This window comes from Thioalkalivibrio sp. ALE23 (assembly GCF_000378545.1).
GTDB lineage: Bacteria > Pseudomonadota > Gammaproteobacteria > Ectothiorhodospirales > Ectothiorhodospiraceae > Thioalkalivibrio.
Genome location: NZ_KB900033.1, coordinates 267,441 through 291,936 on the forward strand (window position 1 = coordinate 267,441; position 24,496 = coordinate 291,936).

General features: G+C 69.1%; 20 protein-coding genes. 14 read left to right on the top strand and 6 right to left on the bottom strand.

All coding sequences use genetic code 11. The annotated features are described in order from the left end of the window. The first annotated feature begins 4 nt into the window (after window positions 1–4). The 6 genes from pstA (at window position 5) to F573_RS0108025 (ending at window position 9,843) form a co-directional block, all read left to right on the top strand. The gene (pstA, locus tag F573_RS0108000) at window positions 5–1,672 is read left to right on the top strand and encodes a phosphate ABC transporter permease PstA (protein WP_019022134.1); all 1,668 of its coding nucleotides are present in this window, start codon (window positions 5–7) and stop codon (window positions 1,670–1,672) included. A 495-nt stretch (window positions 1,673–2,167) separates the two neighbouring features. Next, on the top strand, window positions 2,168–2,995 hold the full coding sequence (gene pstB / locus F573_RS0108005) for a phosphate ABC transporter ATP-binding protein PstB (protein WP_018869558.1): 828 nt from the start codon (window positions 2,168–2,170) through the stop codon (window positions 2,993–2,995). A gap of 13 nt (window positions 2,996–3,008) precedes the next feature. After that, window positions 3,009–3,731: a phosphate signaling complex protein PhoU gene (gene phoU / locus F573_RS0108010; protein ID WP_019022135.1), complete on the top strand. Its 723-nt coding sequence runs from the start codon at window positions 3,009–3,011 to the stop codon at window positions 3,729–3,731. A gap of 235 nt (window positions 3,732–3,966) precedes the next feature. Then, window positions 3,967–5,184, top strand: a complete 1,218-nt coding sequence (locus tag F573_RS0108015) for an efflux RND transporter periplasmic adaptor subunit (RefSeq protein WP_019022136.1) — start codon at window positions 3,967–3,969, stop codon at window positions 5,182–5,184. Then, window positions 5,181–8,252, top strand: coding sequence for an efflux RND transporter permease subunit (locus F573_RS0108020; protein WP_019022137.1), 3,072 nt, complete (start codon window positions 5,181–5,183; stop codon window positions 8,250–8,252). Before F573_RS0108015 ends, F573_RS0108020 begins: the two co-directional genes overlap by 4 nt. Continuing rightward, window positions 8,239–9,843 carry a TolC family protein gene (locus F573_RS0108025; protein WP_369773036.1) on the top strand — a complete coding sequence of 535 codons (1,605 nt, stop codon included), beginning with the start codon at window positions 8,239–8,241 and terminating at the stop codon, window positions 9,841–9,843. Before F573_RS0108020 ends, F573_RS0108025 begins: the two co-directional genes overlap by 14 nt. A 36-nt stretch (window positions 9,844–9,879) precedes the next feature. Here F573_RS0108025 and folE read toward each other — a convergent pair whose 3' ends face one another. Further along, window positions 9,880–10,482, bottom strand: coding sequence for a GTP cyclohydrolase I FolE (gene folE, locus F573_RS0108030; protein ID WP_019022139.1), 603 nt, complete (start codon window positions 10,480–10,482; stop codon window positions 9,880–9,882). A 30-nt stretch (window positions 10,483–10,512) separates the two neighbouring features. Continuing rightward, entirely contained in the window at window positions 10,513–11,268 is a 756-nt protein-coding gene (locus tag F573_RS0108035; RefSeq protein ID WP_019022140.1) for a DUF3429 domain-containing protein, read from the bottom strand. An 85-nt stretch (window positions 11,269–11,353) separates the two neighbouring features. Between F573_RS0108035 and F573_RS0108040 the strand changes: the two genes are divergently transcribed. The 6 genes from F573_RS0108040 to F573_RS0108065 are packed head-to-tail and all read left to right on the top strand — an operon-like array spanning window position 11,354 to window position 16,519. Continuing rightward, window positions 11,354–12,706 carry an NAD(P)/FAD-dependent oxidoreductase gene (locus F573_RS0108040; protein ID WP_019022141.1) on the top strand — a complete coding sequence of 451 codons (1,353 nt, stop codon included), beginning with the start codon at window positions 11,354–11,356 and terminating at the stop codon, window positions 12,704–12,706. Then, window positions 12,706–13,473, top strand: a complete 768-nt coding sequence (locus F573_RS0108045) for a DUF1365 domain-containing protein (protein ID WP_019022142.1) — start codon at window positions 12,706–12,708, stop codon at window positions 13,471–13,473. The genes F573_RS0108040 and F573_RS0108045 overlap by 1 nt, the downstream gene beginning before the upstream one ends. Further along, complete coding sequence (locus F573_RS0108050; protein ID WP_019022143.1) at window positions 13,473–14,729, top strand: cyclopropane-fatty-acyl-phospholipid synthase family protein; 1,257 nt, start codon at window positions 13,473–13,475, stop codon at window positions 14,727–14,729. Before F573_RS0108045 ends, F573_RS0108050 begins: the two co-directional genes overlap by 1 nt. Before the next feature lie 58 nt (window positions 14,730–14,787). Beyond that, entirely contained in the window at window positions 14,788–15,240 is a 453-nt protein-coding gene (locus tag F573_RS0108055; RefSeq protein WP_018869565.1) for a GNAT family N-acetyltransferase, read from the top strand. A gap of 27 nt (window positions 15,241–15,267) precedes the next feature. Beyond that, on the top strand, window positions 15,268–15,741 hold the full coding sequence (locus F573_RS0108060; protein ID WP_019022144.1) for a hypothetical protein: 474 nt from the start codon (window positions 15,268–15,270) through the stop codon (window positions 15,739–15,741). Further along, the gene (locus F573_RS0108065) at window positions 15,728–16,519 is read left to right on the top strand and encodes a secretin N-terminal domain-containing protein (protein ID WP_038033249.1); all 792 of its coding nucleotides are present in this window, start codon (window positions 15,728–15,730) and stop codon (window positions 16,517–16,519) included. The genes F573_RS0108060 and F573_RS0108065 overlap by 14 nt, the downstream gene beginning before the upstream one ends. Window positions 16,520–16,653: 134 nt before the next feature. Here F573_RS0108065 and F573_RS0108070 read toward each other — a convergent pair whose 3' ends face one another. Beyond that, window positions 16,654–17,169, bottom strand: coding sequence for a cytochrome c (locus tag F573_RS0108070; RefSeq protein ID WP_019022146.1), 516 nt, complete (start codon window positions 17,167–17,169; stop codon window positions 16,654–16,656). 62 nt (window positions 17,170–17,231) lie between these two features. Here F573_RS0108070 and F573_RS0108075 point away from each other — a divergent pair, with 62 nt between their 5' ends. Both F573_RS0108075 and F573_RS0108080 read left to right on the top strand, forming a co-directional pair. Then, window positions 17,232–17,960 (top strand): HAD family hydrolase, encoded by a 729-nt coding sequence (locus F573_RS0108075; protein ID WP_019022147.1) that lies wholly within the window; start codon window positions 17,232–17,234, stop codon window positions 17,958–17,960. Between the two features lie 22 nt (window positions 17,961–17,982). Next, window positions 17,983–19,257 carry an HD-GYP domain-containing protein gene (locus F573_RS0108080; RefSeq protein WP_019022148.1) on the top strand — a complete coding sequence of 425 codons (1,275 nt, stop codon included), beginning with the start codon at window positions 17,983–17,985 and terminating at the stop codon, window positions 19,255–19,257. A 30-nt stretch (window positions 19,258–19,287) separates the two neighbouring features. Here F573_RS0108080 and F573_RS0108085 read toward each other — a convergent pair whose 3' ends face one another. The 3 genes from F573_RS0108085 to kdsB are packed head-to-tail and all read right to left on the bottom strand — an operon-like array spanning window position 19,288 to window position 24,490. Beyond that, window positions 19,288–22,392, bottom strand: coding sequence for an efflux RND transporter permease subunit (locus F573_RS0108085; RefSeq protein ID WP_019022149.1), 3,105 nt, complete (start codon window positions 22,390–22,392; stop codon window positions 19,288–19,290). Next, window positions 22,389–23,726, bottom strand: a complete 1,338-nt coding sequence (locus F573_RS0108090) for an efflux RND transporter periplasmic adaptor subunit (protein WP_019022150.1) — start codon at window positions 23,724–23,726, stop codon at window positions 22,389–22,391. Before F573_RS0108090 ends, F573_RS0108085 begins: the two co-directional genes overlap by 4 nt. Beyond that, entirely contained in the window at window positions 23,723–24,490 is a 768-nt protein-coding gene (kdsB, locus tag F573_RS0108095; RefSeq protein WP_019022151.1) for a 3-deoxy-manno-octulosonate cytidylyltransferase, read from the bottom strand. Before kdsB ends, F573_RS0108090 begins: the two co-directional genes overlap by 4 nt. Between the last annotated feature and the right edge of the window lie 6 nt (window positions 24,491–24,496).

Consider the following 24,496-nt stretch of genomic DNA (forward strand, 5'->3'; position numbering starts at 1 on the left):
AACGATGAAACACTGGTTCCAGTCCGGCACTCCGTGGATCTGGCTGAATGCCGGGGCAATCGCCGCCTCACTGGTGATGGTCTTCGGGCTGATCACCATGATCGCGGTGAATGGCCTGTCGTTCTTCTGGCCGTCCGAGGTCATCGAGTTCGAATACCAGCCCGCGGATGACAGCGAGCCCCGGGGGGTGATGGGCGAGCTCGCACGCTCGGAGACCATGACCGCCCAAGCCGCGCGGGAAGCCGGCTTTCAGGTACCGGAGGGTCAGGAAATCGTCGTGCGCCACCTGATCAAGCGCGGCAACCGCGACCTGGGTTCACGCGACTTCCGGTGGTATCTCGAAGACGCGATGTCCGAACGCCGCACCCCGCGCGACGCCGTGGTGCTGGAACGCCTGCAATGGGGTGACTTCTTCGGCTTCATCCGGGAATACCGCGAGGACGGCGAGACCGTGGCCGAAGGCGAAGCGGCACGCACCGCCTTCGAACAACGCATCCGGGAGACCCGCGATCTGGTGCAGCAGCTCGAACGCATCGAGCGGGTCGAGATCGGTCAGGTCAACCATCAGATGGAACGGGTGCGGCTCGACCGTCGCGGCCTCGAGCGGGATACCTCGCTGACGGAGGAACAACGCGCGCAGCGCCACCAGGAACTCGACGAGGAACAGGCGGCCCTGGACGCCCAATACGCCGAGCTGGAATCCGAACGCAACGCCCTGCGCGAAGAAGTCGCCCGCTACGCCATCGTGCTGGAGACCGCCGATGGCCAGCGCACCACCATCGCACTGTCGCAGATCGTGAACGCCTGGTGGCCGAACGACATGAGCACGGCCGCCAAGCTGCGCCACTACGTCGGCAGCTTCTGGGACTTCATGACCGGCTACCCGCGCGAGGCGAATACCGAGGGCGGCATTCTCCCGGCGATCTTCGGCACCGTGCTGATGGTAATCCTGATGTCGATCGTGGTGACCCCGTTCGGCGTGCTCGCCGCGATCTACCTGCGCGAATACGCGAAACAGGGCCCGCTGGTGCGCATCATCCGCATCTCGGTGAACAACCTGGCGGGGGTACCGTCGATCGTGTTCGGGGTGTTCGGCCTGGGCTTCTTCGTGTACCTGATCGGCGGCAACATCGACCAGATCTTCTTCCAGGATGCCCTGCCCTCGCCCACGTTCGGCTCGCCGGCGATCATCTGGGCATCGCTGACGCTCGCCCTGCTGACCCTGCCGGTGGTGATCGTCTCTACCGAGGAGGGCCTGACGCGGATCGGCAGCAGCATACGCCACGGTTCCCTGTCGTTGGGCGCCACCAAGGCCGAGACCCTGTGGCGGCTGATCGTGCCGCTGTCCGCGCCGGCCATGATGACCGGCCTGATCCTCGCGGTGGCGCGCGCCGCCGGCGAGGTCGCACCGCTGATGCTGGTGGGCGTGGTCAAGCTCGCGCCCAACCTGCCGGTGGACGGCACCTTCCCCTATCTGCACCTGGACCGTGCCTTCATGCACCTCGGCTACCACATCTACGACGTGGGCTTCAAAAGCCCGAACGTCGAGGCCGGCCGACCGCTGGTGTACGCCACGGCCCTGATCCTGGTGCTGCTGATCGTCGTCCTTAACCTGACCGCCATCTCCATCCGCAACCATCTGCGCGAGAAATACCGCGCGGAAAGCGACTGAGACGGGCCATGTTCAACGTCTCTCTCAGGCACCGTCATTGCGAGGCCCCGCAGGGGCCGCGGCAACCTCGTGACGCAACCCCGACGTTCGCTCCAGTCGCCTGCGGCGTCCGCCCCGGAGATCGCCACGGCGCTGCGCGCCTCGCGATGACGCCTGGCTTTCCCCGTCATTGCGAGGCCCCGCAGGGGCCGCGGCAACCTCGCGACGCAACCCCGACGTTCGCTCCAGTCGCCTGCGGCGGCGTCCGCCCCGGAGATCGCCACGGCGCTGCGCGCCTCGCGATGACGCCTGGCTTTCCCCGTCATTGCGAGGCCCCGCAGGGGCCGCGGCAACCTCGCGACGCAACCCCGACGTTCGCTCCAGTCGCCTGCGGCGTCCGCCCCGGAGATCGCCACGCGCCTGCGGCGCTCGCGATGACGGTGCTTTTCCGGACCGCTGCCGCACGCTTCGCGCCGACGCGATGTGTCGAACCCCATTCCCCATGGAGTACCCGAAATGAGTGACACCCGGACCCACGCCGTCAACCTGCCCCAGGAGCAGGCCCCGCGCGACCTGAACATCGATCGCGAAGACATCTGCCTGACCGCAGAAGACCTGAAGCTGTACTACGGCGACGACCAGGCGCTCAAGGGGATCGACATCCGCATCCCGAAGAACCGGATCACCGCCTTTATCGGCCCGTCCGGCTGTGGCAAATCCACCTTCCTGCGCTGCTTCAACCGCATGAACGACCTGATCGACGCCGCCCGCATCGAGGGCACCATTCGCCTCGACGGCGAGGACATCTACGGCGCCGATGTCGACGTGCCCGAGCTGCGCCGCCGCGTGGGCATGGTGTTCCAGAAACCCAACCCCTTCCCCAAGTCGATCTACGAGAACGTGGCCTACGGCCTGCGCCTGCAGGGCGTGAAGAACCGGCGCCGGCTCGACGACGTGGTGGAAAAGTCGCTGCGCCGCGCGGCCCTGTGGGACGAGGTCAAGGACCGCCTGCACGAGAACGCCTTCGGCCTGTCCGGCGGCCAGCAACAGCGCCTGGTGATCGCCCGCGCCATCGCCATCGATCCCGAGGTACTGCTGCTGGACGAGCCCTGCTCGGCGCTGGACCCGCTGGCCACGCTGAAGATCGAAGAGCTCATGATCGAGCTCAAGAAGGACTACACGCTGGTCATCGTCACCCACAACATGCAGCAGGCCGCGCGCGTATCAGACTACACCGCCTTCATGTACATGGGCGAACTGATCGAATACGCCGACACCGACACCCTGTTCACCTCGCCCGCGAATAAGCAGACCGAGGACTACATCACCGGCCGCTTCGGCTGAGGAGCCCCACGCCATGGACAAGAGTTTCTTCAAGCAGCACATCTCCCAGCAGTTCAACGAGGAGCTGGAAGACATCATCAAGCGCGTGATGGAAATGGGCGGACTGGTGGAACAGCAGCTGGCCGATGCCGTGAACGCCATGGTCGAGGGTGACACCGAACAGGCCGAGACCGTGATTACCACCGACTACCGCATCAACGCGATGGAGGTGGAAATCGACGAGCAGTGCACGCACATCCTCGCCCGACGCCAGCCCACTGCCTCCGACCTGCGCCTGGTGATAGCCGTAATCAAGACCATCACCGACCTCGAGCGCATGGGCGACGAGGCCGAGCGCATCGGCCGCATGGGCCTGCATCTGCTCGAAGCCGACCGCCAGACCGCCCCGATGAGCGATCTCGCGGAAATGGGGGAACACGTGCGCCACATGACCCGTGGCGCGCTGGACGCCTTCGCCCGCATGGACACCGAGCAGGCGGTGCGGGTCGCCCAGCAGGACATCCAGATCGACAGCCTGTACGAATCCGTCACCCACAAACTGATGAAACAGATGACCGCCGCCCCCGACGCGGTCCCCCGCCTGATGGACATCGTCTGGGCCACCCGCTCCCTGGAACGCATCGGCGACCGCGCCCGCAACATCTGCGAATACGTCGTCTACTTCGTCAAGGGCAAGAACGTGCGCCACACCAGCTACGAACAGATGGCCGCCGAAGCCACCGGCGACCGGCGCTGACGCGCGTCGCGACCGGACCGTCGGGCACAGGCTGCGAGCCCCGCCCCCTCGCCGCTTGTGCCCGAGCCTGAGATTCGCCTGCACGGGCATCCATCGATCGTGACGGATTGATCGCGGCACGCGGGGCCACGTCGGCGTTACGTCGATCCCCGCACTCATCGGGCATTCACGGGACGTTCAGGGGGTGGCGGGCAAGGTACAATCCTGCCTCGTCCTCGTCCCTGCCCGGGTTGCCATGCGTCGTCTGTCCGTGATCCCTGTTCTGTTCGTGGCCCTGGCCGTGCTGGCCGTGGCCGTGTGGTGGTGGCCCGGCGGCGGCGATCCCGACGGCTCCGAGCGGCGTAGCGGGGGTGACGCACGGCCGGTAGCGGTGGTGACCGCCGAGGCCGAGCGCCGCGAGCTGGTCGAGCGCCGGCGCTTCACCGGCTCGCTGGAAGGCGGTGACCGGATCGAGATCACGCCCCGGGTCACCGGCCACGTGCGCGAGGTGGCGGTGGCACTGGGCGACCGGGTGGAACCCGGGGATCTGCTGCTGCGCCTGGATGCCGAGGAGTTCGAACAGGAACTGGAGCGTGCCGAGGCCGAGCTGGCGGTGGCCGAATCCGGGCTGGCCGAGGCTCGCGCCGGCGAGGCGGCCGCGCGTCGGGAGCTGGCTCGCACCCGCGACCTGCGGGAACAGGGGATTGCATCGTCCTCCGAGCTGGAGGCGGCCGAGACCGAACGGGAGCTGGCGGTCACCGCGGTGGCGCTGGCCGAGTCGCGCCTGCGGCAGAACCGCTCCGCCGTGCGTTCGGCGGCCATCCAGCTGGAATACACCCGGATTCACGCCGATCGCAACGACGACGGAGAACCCGGAGCCACCCGCTACGTGGCCGAACGCCAGGTCGATCGTGGCGCGCTGGTGGGCACCGGCGACACACTGCTGACGCTGGTCCGGCTGACCCCCATGCGCGCGGTGCTGTCCGTCACCGAGGGCGACTACGCCCGGCTGCAGCGGGGCATGCCCGTGGAGGTGACCACGCCGGCCTGGCCGGGGGAACGCTTCGACGGGGAAATCTCGCGCATCGCGCCGGAGTTCCGTCCGGGTTCGCGTCAGGCCCGGGTGGAGGTGGAGCTGCCCAATGACGACGAACGCCTGCGGCCGGGGATGTTCGCGGAGCTGTCGGTGGAACTCGACCGGCATGCGGAAAGGCTCGCCATCCCCCGCGACGCGGTCATGCACCGCGAGGCCGGCGCGGTCATCTTCGTGGTCGAGGATGTCGGGGAAGACGGGGATGACGGACCGGTCGCCCGCCGCCACACGGTCACCACCGGGGTACGCGACGGCGATTTGATCGAACTGCGCGAACCCGAACTGGAACCCGGGACCCGGGTGGTGGTGCTGGGCCAGCATCTGCTGAGTGACGGCACCCCGCTGCGGATCCGCGACGACGCGACGGGGTCCGGCCAGTGAATCCGGCGCAGTTGACGGTTCACCGCCCCGTGCTGACCAGCATGGTGGCGCTGATCGTGCTGGTGCTGGGGCTGTCCGCCCTCACCCGGTTGCCGGTCGCCCTGCTGCCGGACATCGCCCTGCCGGTGATGACCGTGAACACCTCGTGGTCGAACGCCGGCGCGGAGGAAGTGGAACAGCTGGTGACCCGGCCGATCGAACAGGCCGCGGCCGCGGTCACCGGGGTCGAGGAGATCCGCTCGACCTCGGCCGAGGGCAACTCGCGGGTGCGCATCACCCTCGCCTGGGGCAGCGACCTGCGCGCGGCGATGGATGACCTGCGCGACCGCATCGCGCGCATCGAAAGCAGCCTGCCGGACGACGCGGAGCGCCCGCGCGTGCGCCAGTTCGATACCGCAGATTCGCCCATCATGCTGCTGGGCGTGGCCAGCGGACTGGACGCGATCCACCTGCACGGGCTGATCGACGACCGCATCGGCCCGCGCCTGGAGCGCCTGCCGGGGGTGGCCGCGGTGGACGTGCGCGGAGGACTTGAGCGCGAGGTCCGGGTGGAGGTCGAGCCGGACCGCCTGCGCGCGCTGGATCTGGGGCTGGACGACATCCGCTCGCGCCTGACCGGGGCCAGCGTGATCGCGCCGGGCGGGCCGATCCGGGATGGCCGCCGCGAGTTCAACCTGCGCACCCCGGCCCAGTTCGAGGCGCTGGACGAGATCGGCGAGGTAGTGGTCCACCGCGACGAGGACGGCCGCACCCGCCTGCACCAGGTGGCCCGGGTGCTCGACACCCACGAACGCGAGACCCGCCGCTTCCGGGTGGATTTCGAGGACGGCGTGGTGCTGGCGATCCGCAAGCTGACCGACGCCAACACCGTCGAGGTCGCCGACCGGGTGCACGCCGAACTGCGCGCGATCAACCGTGATTTCCCGCAGGCAAGCATCAGCGCGGTCAGCGACGAGTCGGGATTCATCCGCAATTCCATCGCCAACGTCGGCCAGGCGATCCTCTACGGCTCGGCGCTGGCGATGCTGGTGCTGCTGCTGTTCCTGCGCAACCTGCGCTATACCCTGGTGGCCGCGACCGCGATCCCGCTGGCGGTGATCTCGACCTTCGCGCTGATCCATTTCGGCGGCCACAGCCTGAACCTGATGACCCTGGGCGGGCTGGCGCTGGGCGTGGGCCTGATCGTGGACAACTCCATCGTGGTGATGGAGAGCATCGCGCGGCGACGCGAACAGGTTCCCGACCTCGCGCCCACCACCGCGGCGGCCGAGGGCACCGGGCGCGTGGCACCGGCGATCGTCGCCTCCACCCTGACCACCCTGGCGATCTTCCTGCCGCTGTTCTTTGCGGAGGAGCTGGCCGGCCATCTGTTCCGGCCCCTGGCGGTGGTGGTGGCCTTTGCCCTGTTCGCCTCCCTGATCGTCGCGCTGACCCTGGTGCCGATGCTGATGGCGCGCATGCGCCGCCCCGCGTCCGCGCCGCGCATGCGCGAGCGCATGGAACGGGCCTATGCGCGGGCGCTGCGTCCGGCGCTGGATAATCCGTGGTCGGTGGTGGGCATCAGCCTGGCGCTGTTGATCATCGCGCTGGCGGGGCTGCGCGGAGTCGGCACCGAGTTCATGCCCGCCACCGACGAGGGCGAGATCCGCGTGAACCTGTCGATGGAGCCGGGCACGCCACTGGACGACCTGCAGACGGTGATGCTCGATCTGGAAGAGCAGGTCCGTGACGAGGTACCCGAACTGCAGCACCTGGTGAACAGTATCGGCGCCTCGGCCTTCCGCGCCTCGTCGCCGGCGGCCGCCAACATGCGCATCAATGTCGGCCCGCGCGATGCCCGCGAGCGCTCGTCCGAAGAGATTGCCGATGCCCTGCGCAGTGCGCTGGGCGATCCCCCCGGCGCGGAGATCCGCGTGCGGGCGCGCGGCGGAATCTTCTTCCGCGGCTTTGGTGGCGACGACGAGGAGAGCCTGGCGGTCGAGGTGCGCGGCTTCGATCTCGACACCATGCGCGCGGTTACCGAACGCTTCGAACAGGCACTGGACGACGTCCCCGGCATCACCGACACACGGGTCGCCGAGGACGGTGGCCAGCCGGAGTTCGCCACCCGCATCGACCGCAACCGGGCCGCCGACCTCGGCGTGGAAGTCGAGGCCATTGCGCAGACCCTGGAGACCGCCCTGGGTGGTACCCGTGCCGGGGCCCTGCGCACGGCCGGAGACGAGGTCCCGGTGCGGGTGCAGCTGCGCGACGCGGTCACCGCCACCCTGGATGACCTGCGCGACCTGACCCTGCGCAACGATGACGGCGACCGCGTGGCCCTGCGCAGCGTGGTCGACTTCGACCGGGCGATCGGGCCGGACTCGATCGAGCGCCGCGAACAGGCGCGGATCAGCACCCTGCACGCCAACATCGGCGGGCGTTCCCTGGGCGAGGTGGCCGCGGACGTGCGTGCGGCGCTGGAGGGGATCCCGCTGCCGGCGGAGATCGACTACTCGGTCACCGGCGACATCGAGGAACAGGAAGCCGCGTTCTCGGAGCTGCTGCTGGGCACCCTGCTGGCGGTGCTGCTGGTCTACATGGTGATGGCCAGCCTGTACGAATCGCTGCGTGACCCGCTGATCGTGATGTTCTCGGTGCCGCTGGCCATCATCGGGGTGGTCCTCGCGCTGCGGGTCACCGGCACCACCCTGAACGTGCAGTCGCTGATCGGTATCCTGCTGCTGGTGGGGATCGTGGTGAACAATGCCATCCTGCTGGTGGACCGCATGGCCCGGCGCCACCGCGCGGACGGCATGGAGCTCGTGCAGGCCGTCATCACCGCCGCCGGGGAACGCCTGCGACCGATCCTGATGACCACCCTGACCACCATCCTCGCCCTGCTCCCGCTGGCCATTGGCGCGGGCGAAGGCGGCGAGGCGCAGGCACCGATGGCGCGGGTGGTGATCGGCGGCCTGCTGTCCTCCGCGCTGATCACGCTGTTCCTGATTCCGGCCCTTTATCTGCTGTTCTACCGCCGCTCGCAGCAACGACCGCCCGTTTACCGCATGGTGGATGCCCATGACTGATCGCCGCTCACCGTCCACGATGGTCGCCTTGCTCGCGGGTGCGGGCCTGGCCGGGCTGCTGGCCGCACCCGCCGCCTCCGCGCTGGAGCTCGATCTGCCGGACGAGGTACTGGCGGTGCCCGAAGGCGTCGCCCCGTCGGGCGGGACTCCCGCCGGCGATACCGGGAACCAGCTTCTTTTGACGCTGGAGGAAGCGGTGACCTCGGCGCTGGAGAACCACGCCGGGCTGCGCGCGGAACGCCTGCAGCCGGCGATCCAGGACACCTTTGTCGCCCAGGAGCAGGCGGTGTTCGACCCCGCACTGTTCGCCGAGGTGGAGACCGGCCGCGACCGCAGCGTGCGCCAGCTCGACCAGATCGGGGTCACCGACGAGGTGGTCTCGACCCGCCGCAGTGGCGAGGTCGGGCTGCGCCAGGAGCTGCCGACCGGCACCGAACTCACCCTGTCCGTGCGTAGTCAGCGCAGCGACAGCAACCGCGTGGACCAGGCGCAGTACACCGCGCGCGGCGGGGTCACCCTGACCCAGGCGCTGCTGCGCGGCGGACGCATCGAATCCAACCGGGTCCGGCTGGAACAGGCGGGGCTGGACGTGCGCGCCTCGGAACACGAGCTGCGCGGCTACGTGGAAGAACTGCTGAACGACGTGGAGGCGCGCTACTGGGATCTGGTCCTCGCCGGCCAGCGGGTCGGGATCTTCGAGGAGGCGCTGGAGGTGGCCGAACGCCAGCTGGCAGAGACCCGCGGCCGGATCCGCGCCGGCGACCTGCCGGAGACCGAGGAGGTGTCGGCGCGCGCCGAGGTCGCGCTGCGCCGCCAGGGGCTGATCGACGCCCGCAGCGATCGCGCGGTGGCACAGGACGCGCTCGCGCGCCGCATTCACGGCCAGGGCGGGTTGTGGGATACCCGGCTGGAGCCGGTCTCCGAGCCCGAGCTGGAGCGTTATTCCCTGGAGCCTATGGAGACCTGGGTGGCCCTGGCCCGGCACCACCGGCCCGACCTCAACGAGACGCGGGTGCGGGCCCGTCGCGACGAGCTGGAACTGGTGCGTACCCGCAACGGCCTGCTCCCACGGCTGGATTTTTTCGTGACCCTGGGCCAGTCGGGCTATGCCGACAGCCTTGCCTCCAGTGCCACCGGCGATGGCGGCTCCGGCTACGATCTGGCCGCCGGTCTGGAGTTCGAGCTGCCGATCGGGCAGCGCGCGGCGCAGGCCGAGCATCGCCGCGCGCGGCTGACCCGCCAGCAGGTCCACGAGACCCTGGCCAACCTGGAGCAGCTGGCGGTGGAGGACGTGCGCGCGGCCTGGTTCGAGGCCGCGCGCCTGCGCGAGCAGATCAACGCCCGCGAGGAGACGGTGAAGCTTCAGGAGGAACAGCTGCGCGTGGAGAAGGCCCGTTTCCGTGCCGGCACCGGCACCGCCCTCGCCCTGGCCCGGGCGCAGCGTGACCTGCTGGAAAGTCGCCTGGAGCGCACCGACAGCATCGTGGCCTTCCGCCAGGCCCGCACCGCCCTGCTGCAGGCCTCCGGGACCCTGCTGCACCACCGCGGGATCGAGGCCCCGGGCGGAGAACCGGAGCCCCTTGCCCCGTAGTGCCTGCCCCCGAACCGGGCGGGCTGCGGGTAACTGTCAGCTGCGACCGATCAGGTTGAGGAATTCGCGCCGGGTGCGCGAGTCCTCGCGGAAGGCGCCGAGCATGACCGAGGTGGCCATCGAGGAGTGCTGCTTTTCCACGCCGCGCATGGTCATGCACATGTGGCGGGCATCCACCACCACGCCCACGCCCTTGGCCTGGGTGACCTGCTGCAGGGCCTCGGCGATCTGACGCGTCAGGTTCTCCTGGATCTGCAGGCGGGCGGCGAACATGTCGACGATGCGTGCGATCTTGGACAGGCCGATCACCTTGCCGTCCGGCAGGTAGGCCACGTGCACCTTGCCGATGATCGGCAGCACGTGGTGTTCGCACAGCGAATACAGCTCGATGTCGCGCAGCAGGACCATCTCGTCGTTGTCCGAGGTGAACAGAGCCCCGTTCACGATGGTGTCCAGGTCCTGTTCGTAGCCGCGGGTCAGGTACTGCATGGCTTTCGCGGCACGCAGCGGGGTGTCCTTCAGGCCCTCGCGTTCCGGGTCCTCGCCGAGCCCGGCCAGGATCTCGCGGTAGTGCCCGGCCAGTTCGCTGGCCGGCGTGCGGTTATCGGGTTCCTCGTCGCTGTGCGAAGCGGCGTCCATCATGTTCTCCTTGGATCAGAGCGGATCGGATCAACCGACCGTGACCGCCCCCAGGCCCGCGGCCAGGGAGAGGATCGCGCCGGTGGTCAGCACCATGCGCAGGGTCAGATAGCCCGGCGGCAGTCGCCGGTCACGCAGGCTCAGCCGGTCCACCCACAACACGCCCAGGAACAGGACCGCCAGGGTCATGATCGCCTCGGGCAACGGTTGCAGGACCGCCAGCCAGGCCAGCACGGGCGGGATGACCGCCCAGGCAGGGCCCGAAAGCGGCCCCACGCGATGGGAACGGTCCGCCAGGTGGATGCCCCAGTGAATCGCCCCCAGAAACGCCAGAATGACCGCACCATATAGCGCCAGCGCGTTGAGTGCGAAAGCCTGCCATTCCGGATGGGCGATCCATGCCCCTGCCCCGAAGAACACGAACGGGATCAATCCGCCGGCGCCCAGTACGGTCAGGACCGGGTCCCGCGCGTCGGTCCGCGGCGTGTCCGGCGTGGCTTCGCCCAGCCAGGCGCGCAGTTCGGGCACCCCGCCCAGGGCGCCTTCCCGCGTGACCACCAGGGGCAGCATGCGCATGCCGGTGGCCTGCTGCAACTGGTGGAACGCCGCGCGGTTCCCGGCCGACCCCATGCCCCATTCCAGGCGGGTCCACTCGCCGGGCCGCTGCTGGTCCAGCAGGGCTTCCGCTTCGCGGGTGTCGCTGAGACCGGAGGTCACCAGTACGATCGGGTATTCGTCGAGTGCGCGGCGCACCGGTTCGGGCCAGTCGGGGTTGGTCTCCGCCATGCTCGTCTCCTTCGGCATCATTTACAGCCATTGTACAGGTATTGTATAAGATAGATATCAACCCCGGCCGCTGGAGAGCCCGGACATGCAAAGACAGCGCATCGCCGTCATCGGCGGCGGTATTTCCGGACTCGCCTCGGCCTGGATCCTGCAGCAGCACCACGACGTTCGGCTGTTCGAACAGGCGCCGCAGCTCGGGGGCCATGCGCATACCGTGGATGTGGCCGACCCCGAGGGGCCGACCGCCATCGACACCGGGTTCGTGGTCTATAACCAACGCAACTATCCGCTGCTCACCCGCCTGTTCGCGGAGCTGGCCGTCGAGACCCGTCCCACGGACATGAGCTTTGCCTGTTCGCAACAACCCGCCGGCATCGAATATGCCGGGAACAACCTGAACACGCTGTTCGCCCAGCGCACCAATCTGTTGCGTCCGCGGTTCCTGCGGATGGTTGCCGATATCCTGCGCTTCAACCGCCTGGGCCACGAACTGAATGCACGTCAGGAGATGCCGGAGGGCACGCTGGGCGAGTTCCTGGCCCGTCATCGCCTGGGGCGCGGCTTCACCGAAGACTATCTGCTGCCGATGGGCGCGGCCATCTGGTCGTGTCCGCCGGCGCGCATCCGCGAATTCCCGGCGGCCAGCTTCCTGCGCTTCTTCCTCAATCATGGTCTGCTGGATCTGCGCGATCGCCCGCAGTGGCGCACGGTGGTCGGCGGTTCGCGCAGCTACGTCCGGCGTCTGGCGCAGCGTCTGGTCCCCGGCTCGGTGGCGCACGGCGCGGTATCCGCGGTGGAGGCTCGCGCCTCGCAGTGGCGGGTGCACGGATCCGGCGAACCCGAGGAGTTCGACCGCGTGGTGTTCGCCTGCCACGCGGGCGATGCCCGCCGGCTGCTCGACGGCGGCCCCGAAGCCACCCGCGCTCGCCTGGCCGCCTGCCAGTTTCAGGAAAACCGCGCCCTGCTGCATACCGACGTCCGGTTAATGCCGCGCTCCCGGCGGGTCTGGTCTTCGTGGAACTACCTCTCTCGCGCACGCGCAACCGGCGAACGCGGTGTCTCGGTATCCTACTGGATGAACGCCCTGCACCGGCTGCAGCGTCGCGAGAACTACATCGTCAGCCTCAATCCCCTGCACGACCCGCATCCGTCGCTGACCCTGGGCGAGTTCCTGTGGGAACACCCGGTGATGGACGCACCGGCCGAACGGGCGCGTGCCGCACTGGCCGAACACCAGGGCGAGGACGGCCTGTATTTCGCCGGGGCGTGGATGGGCGACGGCTTTCACGAGGATGGCCTGCGTTCGGCACGGAGCGTGGGGCGCGCACTGGGACTGGAAATGCCCTGGACGGCGGGTTCCGAACCCCTGGCTGCTCCCCGGGCGGACACCAGGCAACCCGCGGGAACCTCCGTCCGCACCGTGACGGGACAAACCTGATGGATGCCGCCCTGCTTCCCGGCCATGTCATGCACCGTCGCCTGCACGGGCCGGACTATCGTTTTCGCTACCGGCTGGTGAGCGCGCTGTTCGACATCGACCGCGTCGAGGATCTGGCGCGCAACCGCCGCTGGTTCTCGCTGGATCGCTTCAACCTGTTCAGCCTGCACACCCGTGACCACGGCCGCCGCGACGGCACGCCCTGGCGGCCGTGGGTCGAGGCCCGGCTGCGCGAGGGCGGACTGGAACCTGATGGCGGCGCGATTCTTCTGCAGGCCACGCCCCGGGTCCTCGGCCATGCCTTCAACCCCCTGAGCATCTGGTACTGCCATCACATCGACGGGCATCTGCAGGCCGTTTTGCTGGAAGTCCGCAACACCTTCGGCCAGCATCACCATTATCTGCTGCCGGCCGGAGACAGCGCGGGGGGCATGCTGCGCGCGGAGAAGGACAAGGTGTTTCACGTCTCGCCGTTCATCGATATGGACGCACGCTACGCGTTCGCCGTGACCGCGCCCGAACTGCGCGAAGGCAGCTCGATGCGCGTGGCGATCCGCGAGTACCAGGACGACCGGCTGCTGCTGGTCGCCACCCAGCACGGCCATGTCCGGCCGATGACCGACGCGGCCCTGCTGCGCCAGTGGGCCCGCATGCCCTGGATGACCCTCCAGGTCCTGTTCCTGATCCACTGGCAGGCCCTGAAGATCTGGTGGCGCGGCGGGCGCTACCACCCGCGCCCCGACCCGCCCGAAAAGGAGATGAGCTGATGGAACTGCAACGCAGCGAACGGCTTCCGGCCATGTCCCGGTCCGCGGCGGGCCGGGCCCTGGACCTGCTGGCGCGGCGTATCCATGGACTGGACCACGGTCACCTGACCCTGATCGGTCCGCATGGCGAACGCCGCGAGATCGCCGGGCAGGGCCCGGGCAGCGAGGCGGTCTGGCACCTGCGGCGGCCGTGGGCCACGCTTGTGCGACTGGCCCGCCACGGCGACATCGGCTTCGCCGAGGGGTTCATCAACGGCGAATGGACCACGCCCGATCTGCATGCCCTGCTGCGTCTGGCGATGGAGAACGAGCAGCGGCTCGGCCGCGTCTACCAGCGCCCCGCCTGGCAACGCGGAGTGGATGCCCTGCGCCACTGGCTGCGACGGAACTCGCGCCGGGGCAGCCGCGCCAATATCCGTTTCCATTACGATCTCGGCAACGACTTCTACCGCCTGTGGCTGGATCGCGGCATGGGCTACTCCGCCGCGCTGTTCTGTCGCGGCGACGAATCCCTGGAGCGCGCCCAGGAGCAGAAATACGAACGTCTGCTGACGCGCCTGGCTCCGGAACCCGGCGCCCACATCCTCGAGATCGGCTGTGGCTGGGGCGGCTTTGCGGAGTTCGCTGCCCGGCGCGGCTACCGGGTGACCGGCGTCACCCTGTCCGACGAGCAGCTGGCGTACGCCCGCGAACGAATCCGGCAGGCGGGACTGGCGGACCGGGTCGACCTGCGTCTGCAGGACTACCGCGAACTGAACGAGGCCTTCGACCACGTCGTGTCCATCGAGATGTTCGAGGCCGTCGGCGAACGCTGGTGGTCCACCTGGTTCGAGCAGGTGCACCGCTGCCTGCGGCCCGGCGGGCGAGCCGCGGTTCAGGTCATTACCATCGAGGAAGCCGCGTTCGACTATTACCGCCACAACGCGGACTTCATCCAGCTGTACGTGTTTCCCGGCGGCATGCTCCCGACCCCGGCGCGCTTCGGCGACGCGGCGGCCGCTGCCGGCCTGCAGGTCACCGAGCGCGCGTTCTTCGGTGCCGACTACGCCCGCACCCTGGTGCACTGGTACCGCGAGGTCATGCGCACCCGGGGGGCGATCGAGGCGCTCGGTTATTCGCCGGCTTTTCTGCGCATGTGGCGTTACTACCTGGCGTACTGCGAAATCGGTTTCAGTTCCGCTCGGGTCGACCTGATGCAGACCGTCATGGAACGCCCGGAACGCGGACTGCCTCACGGGCAGGGAACGCGAGTCTGAACTAGACTCGTCTGTCCGGCGTGGCCTTTGGGTAACCGGCCACGAGGAGGAGGTGGTTATGTCCCAGCGCATCAACTTTCGGGAGGCCAGCTGGCCTGCCGACCGGAAGGCACTGTCCCTGATTCGCCGCGAAGTCTTCGTGGAGGAACAGCAGGTGCCCGAAGACCTTGAATTCGATGGCCTCGACGCCGGGGCCCTGCACTGGCTGGCGGAGGAACCCGGGGGCGAACCCATCGGCACCCTGCGCCTGCTGCCCAGCGGCCAGATCGGACGCATGGCCGTGCGCCGGCCCTGGCGCGGTCACGGCATCGGATCGCATCTGCTCGAATGCGCCCTGAACGCGGCGATCCGCCACGGCTGGCGCGAAGTCTGGCTGAACGCCCAGGCGACTCGCCTGGGATTCTATGCCCGTCACGATTTCTTTATCATCAGTGACACGTTCGAGGATGCCGGCATCCCCCACCGGCGCATGCTGCGGCGCATCCGGAATTCCATGGCCCGCGCCGGATGAGGCGGGCCGGATGACAAAGGAGAAGGCATGAACACGGAAGACCCGCGCGAGCAGGCCCGCGAAATGCTGCGGGAGATGAGCGAAAACGCCGGGCGGATCCTGTGGATCCACGCTCCGGTACCGCTGCTGGAAGAAGTCGCGGACGACGACCTCCCCCGTACCCTCGCGCGCATGGCCCAGCGCCACCGCTCCACCGACATTCGCCTGCTGGTGGACGACGACCTGGCACTCAAGGACCGTCTGCCCGAACTGGTCGGCACGCTCAAGCGCCTGACCACCGCGGTCTCCGTGCGGGTGCTGGACCCCGACGAAAACGCACCTCTGGTGATGACGGTCATCGCCGATCAGTCCGGCTGGATGCAGTTCACGCGTTCGGGCAGCCAGCGCATCCTGCGGGGTGAAACCGATCATCGAGGCCGGACCCGGCGCCGCGCCGAGGAATTCGAAGCGAGCTGGGAAGCCGGCCGGGATTCGGACGAACTGCGACGTGTCCATCTCTGACCGACGCCGACGGTTCCTGCGGGCGAGCGCGGCCGCCTGCCTCCTCGCCCTGCCTCTCCGTTCCACGGCTCGCGACGCGGCCGACCGTGTCACGGTCATCGACTTGCAGAATCGCCGGGCCGAAGCCGTGGTGCACGACCTGCGCGAACTGTTCCCCGGCGCCACCCTGCAGCCGGATGGCTTCCGCCTTCTGGTGCGCGCGCCGGCGCACGAGATCGAGGAGATCCGCCAGATGGTGGCGGAGCTCGACCGGGCGTCCCCCGATCTGATCCTGCGCGTGCGCCGCCGCCACGACCACGACGACGAAACCGCCGGCCGTATCCGGCGCTTTACCACCCGGCGAGACGAGGACCGCGAGCAGTTCCTGCGGCTGCGCGACGGAGGGCGCGCCGTTCTGATGGTCGGGGAGACGCTGCCCGCCGGTTACCGCCTGTTTGCCGGTCGTGCCGGCGTAGCCATCGAACCCATCTATCGCGACACGGCGCGCGGCTTCGCCGTGGAACCCCGCATGCAACCCGATGGCCGCGTGCGTGTGGCGATCACCCATCTCCATCAGACACCCCTGCAGCGCGGCGCCGAGCACGAACGGGTCGCAACGGAGATCACCCTGGAGCCCGGGAGCTGGCACGATTTTGCCGGAATCCGTTCGCGGCTGGAAAGCGACGCCCGCGACGTTCACCCGCCCGTTCGCCGCCGCACTACCCGCGCCCGGAATGACGTATCGCTGGAGATCCGGGTGGACCCGGCGGAGGACACCACGACCCCCGGGTTACGCTGAAGTCGCGTCCGGCCCGGGCACGGTTCGCGCCCCCAACCAGAAAGGCCCGCCGCAGCAGCGACCGGCCCCGGTATGTCTCCGTTCGGCACGGGCCGACCCGGCGGCGTATACCGCCGGGTGGCCCCGCCTGCCGATCAGTCAGCGCGGAAGCTGTCGTGGCAGGCCTTGCAGGACTGGCCGATCTCGCCGGCCTGACGGCGCAGCTGCATTTCATCGGCCCCTTCATCGATCAGGGCCGTCATGCGCGAAACCTCTTCTTCGAAGTCCGCGATCTTCTGTTCCCAGGTCTCCTGATCTTCCCAGACCTCCATCATGGCATCGGTTTCACCGAGATCGGAGCCCTCGGTAAAGCCCTGCCACGGCATGTCGGCCAGGCGCGCCAGCTGATCGGCACGCTCCAGGAACATCTCCTCGTTGAACGGGATCTCGCCCTGGGCCATGCCCGCCATCGGGCCGAAATTCCAGCTGAAGGCCTTGAACACGCCCTGGCGATACTCGATCGCGTCCTCGGGATCGACCGCCTGAGCGGTACCGGTCATCATCATCGCACCCAGCAGGGCCACGGGAAGACTGCGCAGAAAGAGCTTCTTCATGTTGTGATTCTCCTTTTCGGGCAGAATGAAAGCTGCACGATTGAAATTCCCCTTCATTTTACACCTGCTTGAGGTTCGGAAAAGCGACGCTCGACGCAAAACTCCGACAATAACGTTCGATGAAATCGAAATCTCGACCCGCCGCGGCACCCGATCATTCGATCGAATGCATCACGTTCGATCTGGACGACACCCTCTGGCCGGTGATGCCGGTCATCCGTCATGCCGAAGACCGTTTCTACGCCTGGCTGCGCGAACGCGCGCCCGCAGTCTGCGCCCGCTTCGAGCCCGAAGAGCTGGTGGCCGACCGCGCGGGCTTCATGCGGGCCGCACCCGAGGAAGAGCGCCACGACCTGACCCGCCTGCGCAAACGATGGCTGCGCGGTCTTGCACAACGCTGCCAGGTCTGTCCGGACACCCTCGAGGAGGAAGGCTTCGCGGTCTTCTGGCATGCCCGCAACGAGGTGACCCCGTTCCCGGAGGCCGACGCCGTGCTCGCCCGCCTGCATGGCCGATTCACCCTCGGCGCCATCAGCAACGGCAACGCCGACGTGTTCCGCACGCCCCTGGGCCATTATTTCGATTTCGCCGTTCCCGCGGCCGAAGCGGGCGTGGCCAAACCCCATCCGCGAATCTTCGAACAGGCGCGACGGCGTGCCGGCGTACCGGCACCGGCCATCCTCCATGTCGGCGACGACCCCGTGGCGGACATCCTCGGGGCGCTGGATGCGGGTCTCAACGCCGCCTGGTACAACCCCGACGCGCTGCCCTGGGAACACCCGGTTCCCGCCCCGCCGCGTCTGGGCCGTCTCGGGCAGCTCCCGCGCATACTCGGCTTGCACGACTGACTTGTTGTTAGAATCGGCTCCCATGCCACAGCGCCCCGAACATGCCGGCACGGAGGAACACGGCGGCCCGCCCGACACCGCCCATTTCGTCACCCACGTGACCGAAGCCGGCGAAGTGCGCGACATGCGTACCAGCGAGGCCATCTACAACGCTCACGGCCAGAAGCTCATCGAGGCCGGCCAGCCTCTGGACCGGCGGCTGTTCGAGCGCCTCACCACACACAAACTGCTGCGCCCGCTGGACGCCAGCATCGACGTCGCCGAACCGGTGGACCGGGCGGCCCTGCGCGCCACGTGCGAACGTATCGCGGAAGAAGACCCGTTGACCCGCGCCCTGATGGCCGTGGCCTCGCGGCCCCGCGAAGCCGTCGCGGTGCCCTCCTCCCTGGCCCTGGACCCGGCGCTGGCAGGCAAACTGTTCATTCTGCAGGAACGCATGCCGGAGGCGTTCGAACACGCCATCCAGGTGTCGCTGGGCGCCACGCTGCTGGGGATGGAGCTGCGCCCGCCGGACACCGCCTTTGCCCGCGATCTGGCCACGGCCGGGCTGTTCCATGACATCGGCTATCTGCATATCGACCCGGCGATCTTCGAATCCCGCGCCCCGTTGACGCCCGAACAGGAACGCCAGCTGCGCAGCCATCCGGTGATCGCCTGGCTCACGCTCAAGCGTTTTCCCGCGTGCCACCCGGGGGCCAGCCATGCGGTCCTGCAGCACCATGAGCGCCTCGATGGCAGCGGCTACCCACGCGGTCACGCAGGCGAGACGCTGGAGCCGGCGGGTCGCTGCCTGGCGGTGATGGAGCTTGCCTCCGCACTGTGCGGCCGGCAGGATCCCGCGGCCCTCTCGGCGATCCTCAAGGGCCACGCCGGCCAGCTCGATGGCGACGCTCTTCGCGTCCTGCTGCAGGCCATGGACCACTGCCCCGTCGCCGAATCGGCCCCGCAGGAGACCGGCTTTCCGGTCGACTGGGAAGCCCTGCGTGCCGGGATCGAATGTGTGGAACAGGGCCTCGAGCGCATGGAACAGCTCGATCCGGCGTCGCAGGCCATCCTCCGGCGTCACCTGGAGCCGCTGACCCGCCTGCTGGACCGGGCCGGGCTGCGCGGGTTGCCCCTGGACCTGATCCGCGAAAGCATCGCCGAGGATGCATCCCTCGGCGTGGAAACCGCCGCGCTGCAGAACGACGTGCGCTATCGCCTGCGGCTGCTGGCACGGGAACTGCCCGACACCGACGAAGAACTGCCGGAGGCCCTGCGCGACTGGACCCGACGACTGCGAGAAGCTGCCGGCTAATTCGTCCGGGCCGGGCCCGCTCGGGCCGTTTTACTCCGGACGCGGGAGCCGGTGCAGCGTCGCGTAGAGCACCGGCACCACGCCGAGGATCAGCACCGTACCGGCGGCAAGGCCGCTCATCACGGCAATGGCCAGCGGCGCCCAGAACGGTCCGGACAGCGCCAGCGGGATCATGCCGAGGATGGTGGTCAGGGCGGTCAGGAGCACCGGGCGGAAACGATTGACCGCGGCCTCGATCAGGGCCTCCAGGGGTTCCAGTCCGCGGCGGCGTTCCAGCTCGGCCTGCTCCACCAGCACAATCGCATTGCGCAGCAGGATTCCGCCCAGGCTCATTGCCCCCAGCAGGGCGATGAAACCGAACGGCTGCCGGAACAGCAGCAGACCCGCGACCACGCCCACCACCGCCAGCGGGACGCTGAGTGCCACCACGAGGGTGTTCCGGAAGCTGTTGAACTGCCAGAGCAGTAACACCACCATCAGTCCCAGGACAATGGGCACCGGCGCCAGCACACTGGCCTGCGCATCAACGGCCGCCTCGAACTCGCCGCCCCATTCCCGCTCCACTTGCCCCGCATTCCCGGTGCCCTGCAGCAAGGTGTCGATCACCGGGTCGGCCTCGCGCACGAAACCGCTGGCGGTGGCACCGGGGGCAAGGTCCGCCTGCAGGGTCACGGTGGGGCGCCGGTCATGGCGCCAGATCACCGCCTCGTCGAACACGGGCTCCACCTCGGCTACCTGGCCCAGTGGCACCGCGGCACCGCCGTCGCGCGGCCAGATCTCCAGGGTGTGCAGCTGTGCCAGATCCCGGCGTTCATCCTCCGGAAAGCGCCACAGCACCGGCAGGGCCTGATCGCCATCGCGAAAGACCCCGATCGGCATGCCGCTGACTCCGGCCTCCAGGGTCTCGGCCACCTCGGCGCTGGACAGCCCGGCCGCTCGGACCCGGTCCTGATCCACCTGTACGTCCAGCGTCAGTGTGCGTTCGCGCCAGTCATGCCGGGGCCGTTCCAGGTCGGGGTGACCTTCCATCCATTCCAGCACGCGGTCGGCGGTGGCGCGCAGTTCGGCCCGGTCCTGCGGCCCGGACAGCCGCAGCTCCACCGGAAAGCGCACAGGCTCCCCCAGCTGCATCGGCCGCACCCGAGGTTCCGCCCCGGGGAAGCGACCGTCCATCCATTCGCGGGTCTCCGCGATGATGTCATGCAGTCGATCCACGTCTTCGACCTGCACCAGGATCTGGGCCAGCGCCGGATTGGGAAGTTCGGGCATCATCGGCAGATAGAACCGCGGCGACCCCTCGCCGATAAAGGCCGTGTAGCTTTCCACCTCGGGGTGCTGCGACAGCCAGGATTCCAGACGCGCCACATCGGCTGCGGTGGACTCGATGCGCGTCCCTTCTCCCCGCCAGTGATCGATCATGAACTGCGCCCGGTCGGCCGGCGGGAAGAAGATCTGCGGTACCAGCGCAAAGGACGCGACCGCGACCAGCATCAGGCCGACCACCGACGCCAGGGTCCGGCGGCGATGGCGCAGCATGGCCGTGAGCGCCCGGCGATAGAACGCGAGCAGCTGCGTGCCGATTCCGGGCGTCTCCGTACCGGTCGGGTCGCCATTCGCCGGAGCCGGCAACCAGCGCCACGCCAGCAGGGCCGTCAGGGTCACCGCCAGCAGCCACGACAGGCCCAGCGCGATCGCCACCACCCAGAACAGCGAGCGGGTGAACTCGCCCACCAGGGTCGGCGTCATGCTGATCGGCGAGAATGCCAGCGCTGCGATCAGGGTCCCGATCAGCAGCGGCCCGCCGGTCTCGCTGACCGCCTCGCGCGCCGCCTGCAGCCGCTCGGTGCCGCGCTGGATGCGGGTCATCATCAGTTCGGCAACGACGATCGCGTTGTCCACCAGCATCCCCAGAACCACGATCAGGGCCCCCAGCGAGACCCGGTGCAGTTCGATGCCGGCCACCCACATCACGAAAAAGGTCGCCAGGATGGTCAGCGGCACGCCCATGCCGACGATCAGGCCGGTGCGCCAGCCCAGCGCCACCAGCAGCACCCCCAGCACGATGACCACGGCCGTGGCCAGGTTGCCGCCGAAATCCAGGATGGCCGCGCGCACGGTCTCCGGCTGGAAGTTGACCGTGTCGATGTCGATCCCCACCGGGCGATCCCCGCGCAACGCCTCGATTCGCTCCAGGACGTCGTCACCCAGGGCGACCACGTTGGTCCCTTCGGTCGGACTCACCCCCAGCGCGACCGCCGGCTGGCCGTTGTAGCGCAGCATGCGTTCCGGCGGCTCGGCGTCACCGCGGCGCACTTCGGCCACATCGCGCAGCTGGAAACGCTCGCCGGTCTCGGGGTTGTGGATGGCCAGGTTGCGAACGTCGTCCACCGATTCGAACACCCCGGAGACGAACAGCCGTACGCGGTCCTCCTCCAGTTCGATCGCCCCGCCGGGCGCCACCACGTTCTGGCGCTCCAGAGCCTGGATGATCACCCCCGGATGCAGATCCAGTGCGGCCAGACGCGAACGCCGGGTCTCGACGAAGATCCGCTCGCCGCGATCGCCGAACAGCTCGGCTCGTGCCACCCCGGGCAGGCGCAGCAGTTCACGGCGCAGTTCATCAGCGTAGTCGTGCAGCTCGCGGTGGCTGTAGCCCTCGCCGTGGATCGCCAGCAGGGTGCCGAAGACGTCGCCGTAGTCGTCGTCCACCAGCGGCCCGCGGATCCCGTCGGGAAGATCCGGCACCGCCGCACGCACGGTGCGTTCCAGCTCGTCCCAGACCTGACGCTGGGCCTGATCCCCCAGGGCCTCGTCGACGTGGACGAAGATCACCGACTCGCCGTGGCGGCTGACCGACTCGAGTTCATCCAGCTCGTCGAGCTGCTGGATATGCCGCTCCAGCACCTCGGTGACCTCCTCCTCCACCCGGGTGGCCCGGGCCCCGGGGTAGCCGGTCTGCACCAGCGCGGTGGGGACGGTGAACTCGGGATCCTCGAGCTTGCCCATGTCGATGAAGGCCCAGGTCCCGCCGAGGACCAGCAGGGCCGTCAGGAACACTACCAGCCGGGCCCGCTGGATGGCCCAGGTCGCGGCGTTGAACCCGGACCCGGCGTTGTCGCCGCCGGGCGGGTTCACGGCCGGTTGCCCCCGGCCCCGGTGTCGCGTCCCGAAGCCGGGGCCTCGTCATTGAACCGACGGGTACGCTGGCCCTCGCGCAGCCGTCCGGCGCCCGCGGAGACCACCTCGTCACCCGGCTCCAGGTCGCCCTGCACGCGCACCCCGTGGCCGTCCGCGCCGAGCACTTCCACCTGGCGCGGGGCGACGCGGCCGTCCTCGGGGTCCCGCACCCACACCGCGTAGCCCTCCGCGTGTTCCACCAGAGCGGACGGCGGAAGCACTACGCCGACACCGGGTTCGGGGCGCGCCCGGAAGGCGACCTCGGCGGTCATCCCCGGCAGGACCCGGTCGGGGTCAAGCGCCGTCGCGGGCAGGGTCAGCGGGTCGGGGGTCTCCAGCCGCACCTTGACCGGATAGGTCTGCCGTCCCGGCAGCACGTCCACCCCGACCGACCGGATGCTGGCGGAGAAACGCGCGTCGTCCAGCGCCGGAATGCGTACCTCCACCGCCTCCAGCCGGTCCCGCCAGACCAGCAGCCCCTCGGGGATGCCGACCTCGATCTCGATGGATTCCAGATCCTCGAACAGAACCACCGGGTGATGCGCCTGCACCGGTTCATGCGGTTCCAGATCGCGTTCGGCGACGTAACCGGTGAACGGGGCCCTGAGTTCGCTGTCTTCCAGTGCGTCGCGCGCCTGCTCCAGCTGCGCCTCGATGCGCCGGATCCGGCCCCGGGCGGCCTCGCGCTCCTCCTCGCGGCCGCCGGCCCGCGCGATGGTCAGCGCCTCCTGCGCCGAACGCCGGTCCGCCGCGGCCTCGCGCAGGGCCCGGCGGGCGCGGTCATATTCCGACTGACTCACATGACCGTCGTCGTACATGCGCGCCACCCGGCGGTATTCGGACTCGGCCTGTTCCTCGCGGGCCCCGGCCGCCTCCAGCCGCGCCTCCAGCTGGCGCCGTTCTTCCTCGCGTGCGCCGCGCTCCAGCATCAGCTGCTCCGCGCGGGCCTCCACCAGACCGCCCTCCAGTTCACGCACCCGGCGCTGGAAGTCGCGCGGGTCCAGACGGGCCAGGAGGTCGCCCTCGTCCACGCGTTCGCCGCGCTCCACCGCCACCGACTCGACCACACCTCCGACGCGAAACGCCAGCCAGGCGCGTTCCGCCGCCTGGGTACGCCCGGAGAAGCGGCGCTCGATCAGAGTGTCCCGCTCGCTCACGGTGACCAGCTTGACGGGCCGCTCGGGTGCGGGCGCCTCCGACGGCCCCTCGCCACATCCGGTCAACACCAGCGCCAGTATCAGGACACCCGCGGCGTAACGCGCCGTCCGGCGACGCGGCCACTCGCCGGTCATGATCCCCGACCCTGCGCCAGCGCGGCTTCCACGCGTTCTACATCGCTCGGGGTATCGACACCGGGCGGATGCGCCTCCGCGCGCAGCCCCACTTGTATATGCGCGCCCATCGCCAGGGCTCGCAGCTGCTCCAGCTGCTCGAGGCGTTCGAGGCGCGCCGGCGGGGTCGCACTCATGCGCCGCAGGAACCCGGCGCGATACGCGTACAGTCCGAGGTGACGCACGGCCGCCGACGTGTCGGGGTCGCGGCCGTCGCGCGCGGCCTCACGGTCGAAGGGAATGGGCGCGCGGGAAAAGTACAGCGCCCGCCCGTGATCATCGGTCACCAGCTTGACCTGGTTCGGATCGTGCAGATCGGCCGCACTGCCCAGCGGCACCCCGAAGGTCGCCATCCCGGCCTCCGGCGATTCCGCCAGCAGGGCCGCCAGCTCGTCGAGGAGCCCGCCGGGCGTCAGGGGCTCGTCCCCCTGCAGGTTCACCACCAGGGATTCGTCACCCCAGCCCTCCGTCGCCGCCACGGCGGCGATGCGGTCGGTGCCCGACGGGAGGTCCGCGGCGGTCAACACCGCCTCAGCGCCCGCCTCGCGGGCTGCGGCCAGCACCCGTTCATCGTCGGCCGCCACGATGACGCGGGAGGCACGACTCTCCAGCGCGCGCGCGACGACATGCGCGATCAGCGGGCGGCCCGCGACCGGCACCAGCGGCTTATCCGGCAGACGGCTGGAGGCCAGCCGCGCCGGGATGACGACAACGAAGGGTTCCACGGCGCC

Coding starts and splice junctions, on each gene's coding strand:
- pstB (WP_018869558.1), top strand. CDS start 2,168: ATGAGTGACACCCGGACCCACGCCGTCAACCTGCCCCAGGAGCAGGCC.
- F573_RS0108090 (WP_019022150.1), bottom strand. CDS start 23,726: ATGACCGGCGAGTGGCCGCGTCGCCGGACGGCGCGTTACGCCGCGGGT.
- F573_RS0108015 (WP_019022136.1), top strand. CDS start 3,967: ATGCGTCGTCTGTCCGTGATCCCTGTTCTGTTCGTGGCCCTGGCCGTG.
- pstA (WP_019022134.1), top strand. CDS start 5: ATGAAACACTGGTTCCAGTCCGGCACTCCGTGGATCTGGCTGAATGCC.
- folE (WP_019022139.1), bottom strand. CDS start 10,482: ATGGACGCCGCTTCGCACAGCGACGAGGAACCCGATAACCGCACGCCG.
- F573_RS0108035 (WP_019022140.1), bottom strand. CDS start 11,268: ATGGCGGAGACCAACCCCGACTGGCCCGAACCGGTGCGCCGCGCACTC.
- F573_RS0108040 (WP_019022141.1), top strand. CDS start 11,354: ATGCAAAGACAGCGCATCGCCGTCATCGGCGGCGGTATTTCCGGACTC.
- F573_RS0108025 (WP_369773036.1), top strand. CDS start 8,239: ATGCCCATGACTGATCGCCGCTCACCGTCCACGATGGTCGCCTTGCTC.
- F573_RS0108060 (WP_019022144.1), top strand. CDS start 15,268: ATGAACACGGAAGACCCGCGCGAGCAGGCCCGCGAAATGCTGCGGGAG.
- F573_RS0108080 (WP_019022148.1), top strand. CDS start 17,983: ATGCCACAGCGCCCCGAACATGCCGGCACGGAGGAACACGGCGGCCCG.
- F573_RS0108055 (WP_018869565.1), top strand. CDS start 14,788: ATGTCCCAGCGCATCAACTTTCGGGAGGCCAGCTGGCCTGCCGACCGG.
- F573_RS0108075 (WP_019022147.1), top strand. CDS start 17,232: ATGAAATCGAAATCTCGACCCGCCGCGGCACCCGATCATTCGATCGAA.
- F573_RS0108050 (WP_019022143.1), top strand. CDS start 13,473: ATGGAACTGCAACGCAGCGAACGGCTTCCGGCCATGTCCCGGTCCGCG.
- F573_RS0108045 (WP_019022142.1), top strand. CDS start 12,706: ATGGATGCCGCCCTGCTTCCCGGCCATGTCATGCACCGTCGCCTGCAC.
- F573_RS0108070 (WP_019022146.1), bottom strand. CDS start 17,169: ATGAAGGGGAATTTCAATCGTGCAGCTTTCATTCTGCCCGAAAAGGAG.
- phoU (WP_019022135.1), top strand. CDS start 3,009: ATGGACAAGAGTTTCTTCAAGCAGCACATCTCCCAGCAGTTCAACGAG.